A 2,513-nucleotide genomic window follows, 5' to 3' on the forward strand; every position below is an offset into this window, starting at 1 on the left:
GGGGCAAGGGAGATGAGAATACAACATTTTCTTTCTTTTTCTGTCGCATTATGAAAATTTATGTTAAGAAAATACGAGATATTATGCGTTTAGAAAAAACCATCAACCATCAACCATCAACCATGTTTATCCGTGGCTAATATTAATATGAGATTGCTTCTCCTCGTTGTGTTTTTTGTTAAGAGATGCGGAAAATATAAATAATAAAATTGACCCGTGAAAAGGGATTAAAACTTTCTTTTCTGCATTAATCATTTTGTTTTTATATAAATTGACCATTTATCTTCTTGACAAAATGGACAAAAATTACTACTATTAAAATGATTAATAATAGGAGGTAAGAATGTTCGTGGCGTCCACCGAACTCAAAAGAAATCTTGGTAAATTTTTAAAGCTTGCAGAAAAACAAGAAATGATAATTATTAAAAGAGGGAAACCTATTGCCAAGCTTGTTCCCATAAAAGAAAGAGAAACACCCATTACCAACACTCTGTTTGGAGCGATTAAAAAGGCAGAAGTTGATCTAAAAAAGGAAAGAGCAGAAAGACTGAAAAAATATGAAAGTGCTCATTGATACCAATGTTATCCTTGATTTTCTTATTGCCAGAGAACCATTCGCACCGGCAGCAAAGGAAATTATTACTTTAGCGGAGAAAGACAAAATAGAGGCATTCCTTACTGCTTCAAGCGTTACCGATATTTTTTACATCCTCAAAAAATACACTGATAGAGAAAAGGCTAAAGAGATTTTAAGTCAGCTTTTTGAAATAGTTGATGTCATTGAGGTTACTAAAGGCGACACAAAAAAAGCACTAAATTTAGACCTGAGGGATTTTGAAGATGCCCTTCAGGCGTGGTGTGGTAAGAAAAAAAAGGTTAACTACATAGTGACCAGAAATGAGAAAGATTTCAGAAATTCGCCTGTAAAAATTATTTCTCCAGTTGAACTTATCAAGCTATTTAAAAGCTGAGGTTTGGTATATGAAAAAGACGATTTATATCTTTTCTGATGGTGAGCTGAAGCGAAAACAAAATACCTTGTTTTTTGAAAACGAGAACGGCAAAAAGTATGTGCCGGTGGAAAATACAGGTGAAATCATGATCTTTGGTGAGGTAACAATCAACAAACGCATCCTGGAATTTCTCACCCAGAGTGAAATTATTTTGCATTTTTTCAACCACTATGGTTATTATGTTGGTTCTTTTTATCCCAGGGAACACCTTAATTCAGGATATATGATATTAAAGCAAGCCGAACATTATCTAAATAAAAAAAAGCGTATAGCTCTTGCTATAAAATTTGTCCATGGGGCAAAAGAAAACATCATTCGTGTGCTTAGGTTTTATGCAAACCGGGGAAAATCTGTTCAGCCCGTCCTTGAGAATATAGAAACACTTGCAGAATCTATTTCAACTTGTTCGGATATTAATGAACTTATGGCCATTGAAGGAAATGTTAGAGAGCAATATTACGGCTGTTTCGATGAAATTTTGGATGATAAGCACTTTGTATTTGGAGGAAGGACGAGAAGACCGCCTCAAAATAGATTGAATGCCTTAATTAGTTTTGGAAATTCCATTATGTATACCATTGCCTTGAGTGAAATTTATAAAACTCATTTAGATCCCCGCATTGGTTTTCTACATGCAACAAATTTTAGAAGGTTCAGCTTGAATTTAGATATAGCGGAAATATTCAAACCCATTGTTGTAGACCGTCTTATCTTCAAGCTTGTAAATAAAAATATCATTAAATCCCAGCACTTTGAAAAAAGATTGAATGGAATAGTGCTGAATGAAAAGGGCAGAGAACTGTTTATAAGGGAAATGGACGAAAGGCTAAAGACCACAATTAAACATAAAAGTTTGGGGAGAAATGTATCATATAGAACATTAATTCGGCTTGAATTGTATAAAATAGAAAAACATCTAATGAGTGAAGGTGAATATGAACCTTATGTTTCCGGGTGGTAAATGTTTGCAATTATTGTATATGACATAAATGTGAAAAGAGTGGCAAAAATACTAAAGATATGCAGAAAATATCTTGTATGGGTTCAAAATTCTGTATTTGAAGGTGAGATAACAAAAGCGAAACTGGAAAAGTTAAAAATGGAACTCAGAAAGAAAATGAATGAAAAGGAAGATTCTGTAATAATTTATACTTTCAGGACTACCCGCTACAGCCGTCGTGAAATTATGGGATTAGAAAAGGGCGGGCAGGATATAATCCTATAAATTTAAACCTGCCTGTCTGGCAGACAGGTTCGTCTATGTATAATAATGCAAAAACGCTTAGGAATAGACGAACATAGATTTCTTGCTTTTACAGCAAAATATTGATATACAGAGATTGTAAATGCCGCTCTTTGAAAATTTAGCATCGCATAGCTGTAGGAATGCGGTGGATTTTTACTCTACCTATAAGGAATTGAAACATCCTTATCTGCATCTGGTCTATGGAGGATATATAATTTTTACTCTACCTATAAGGAATTGAAACGACAATAGGC

The 2,513-nt window shown here is 33.9% G+C and carries 5 protein-coding genes; all 5 read left to right on the plus strand.

The annotated features are described in order from the left end of the window. Window positions 1–343: 343 nt before the first annotated feature. The 5 genes from J7J10_02885 to J7J10_02905 all read left to right on the plus strand — a co-directional run bounded on the left by J7J10_02885 (window position 344) and on the right by J7J10_02905 (window position 2,500). Complete coding sequence (locus J7J10_02885; GenBank protein MCD6129878.1) at window positions 344–574, plus strand: type II toxin-antitoxin system prevent-host-death family antitoxin; 231 nt, start codon at window positions 344–346, stop codon at window positions 572–574. Then, window positions 558–971, plus strand: coding sequence for a PIN domain-containing protein (locus J7J10_02890; protein MCD6129879.1), 414 nt, complete (start codon window positions 558–560; stop codon window positions 969–971). Before J7J10_02885 ends, J7J10_02890 begins: the two co-directional genes overlap by 17 nt. A gap of 10 nt (window positions 972–981) precedes the next feature. After that, the gene (gene cas1b / locus J7J10_02895) at window positions 982–1,974 is read left to right on the plus strand and encodes a type I-B CRISPR-associated endonuclease Cas1 (protein MCD6129880.1); all 993 of its coding nucleotides are present in this window, start codon (window positions 982–984) and stop codon (window positions 1,972–1,974) included. Beyond that, window positions 1,975–2,238: a CRISPR-associated endonuclease Cas2 gene (cas2, locus tag J7J10_02900; GenBank protein ID MCD6129881.1), complete on the plus strand. Its 264-nt coding sequence runs from the start codon at window positions 1,975–1,977 to the stop codon at window positions 2,236–2,238. Between the two features lie 121 nt (window positions 2,239–2,359). Then, a complete protein-coding gene (locus J7J10_02905) occupies window positions 2,360–2,500 on the plus strand; it encodes a hypothetical protein (GenBank protein MCD6129882.1) in 141 nt (46 codons plus the stop codon). Window positions 2,501–2,513: the final 13 nt, after the last annotated feature.

The sequence above is a fragment of the Deltaproteobacteria bacterium genome, from assembly GCA_021159305.1.
Classification (GTDB): Bacteria; Campylobacterota_A; Desulfurellia; order JAGGSF01; family JAGGSF01; genus JAGGSF01.

What these genes read in the sequence shown, in the direction of transcription:
- J7J10_02885 (MCD6129878.1), top strand. Translation starts at nt 344, where the DNA reads ATGTTCGTGGCGTCCACCGAACTCAAAAGAAATCTTGGTAAATTTTTA.
- J7J10_02890 (MCD6129879.1), top strand. Translation starts at nt 558, where the DNA reads ATGAAAGTGCTCATTGATACCAATGTTATCCTTGATTTTCTTATTGCC.
- cas1b (MCD6129880.1), top strand. Translation starts at nt 982, where the DNA reads ATGAAAAAGACGATTTATATCTTTTCTGATGGTGAGCTGAAGCGAAAA.
- cas2 (MCD6129881.1), top strand. Translation starts at nt 1,975, where the DNA reads ATGTTTGCAATTATTGTATATGACATAAATGTGAAAAGAGTGGCAAAA.
- J7J10_02905 (MCD6129882.1), top strand. Translation starts at nt 2,360, where the DNA reads ATGCCGCTCTTTGAAAATTTAGCATCGCATAGCTGTAGGAATGCGGTG.